Origin of the sequence: Methylophaga sp. UBA5088 (assembly GCF_002414625.1) — a bacterium.
Taxonomy (GTDB): domain Bacteria; phylum Pseudomonadota; class Gammaproteobacteria; order Nitrosococcales; family Methylophagaceae; genus Methylophaga; species Methylophaga marina.
On sequence record NZ_DIAC01000028.1, the window covers coordinates 18,376 to 19,351 of the forward strand.

Genomic DNA, 976 nt, shown 5'->3' on the forward strand with positions numbered 1-976 from the left:
CGGTGATTGAAGCATTGGGAACACAGCAAACCTTTGAGTCCGCGTTAAGGGTTTTAAAACCGGGGGGCACACTATCTAGCTTAGGTGTGTATTCAAGCGACTTAACTATTCCACTTGATGCCTTTAGTGCCGGTCTTGGGGATCACAAAATCATCACCAGTTTATGTCCGGGTGGCAAAGAACGTATGCGGCGCTTAATGAGTGTCATTGACTCCAGTCGAGTCAATCTGCAGGACATGGTGACACACCGTTATAAACTGGATGATATCGTTGAGGCTTATGACTTATTTTCACATCAACGTGATGGGGTGTTAAAGGTCGCTATCACTATGTAAATCTTTATGTCTTTGAACACAGTTTTTACTACCCAAATCAATCGTTTCGGCGTAGAGTACGCCAACACTTTTTGAGGGGTACAAGATGACACAATTTGCCACAGCATCGATTGAATCGTTAGCGATTGGACGTTCATTTGTATTGCCCGATTTAGAGCATTTTCTCAAAGAGAATTATCGCTTCATACGCATGCACGATGCCATGCAACTGGAACTCGACTCCGGCGAGGCTTTTTTGTTTGATTATGGCGTTGTCGTTTTCTGGGGCGTAACTGAAAATACCAAACAATCCTTGCTGACTAAAATTCAAACATTTGTTTTAGATAGCAAAACAGTGCCAGATTTTGAGCAGTATGCGTTTGATAACCATACCGATACCATCAAAATGCATGCTGATAAAATCAGCTTTGCCAATCAGGACAGCATGGAGAGGTTAGCGGTGTCTCATGCCTTAGCACAATCTGTGAAGCTGGCCGAATTTGAACGACTGGCACAGGAAGTGATTCAGGCTCATGCCCATATTCCCGTCTCATTAGCCAAAACAGGAAAAGTGGCCATGAGCAGAAAAGCTATAGCGAAATCGCGGGGTGTGTTGTTTGGTGCGCGTGGTGATATTTTGCTGAACTATAGTCTGCTGGATA

Annotated in this window: 1 protein-coding gene and 1 pseudogene; both read left to right on the forward strand. The window is 44.1% G+C overall.

The features are described 5' to 3' along the window. A pseudogene (locus B4K20_RS03595) lies at positions 1-335 on the forward strand (zinc-binding dehydrogenase); the annotation flags it as partial. Positions 336-420: 85 nt separating this feature from the next. Then, the coding region (locus B4K20_RS03600; RefSeq protein WP_289281916.1) for an RMD1 family protein at positions 421-976 on the forward strand (556 nt) is incomplete at its 3' end.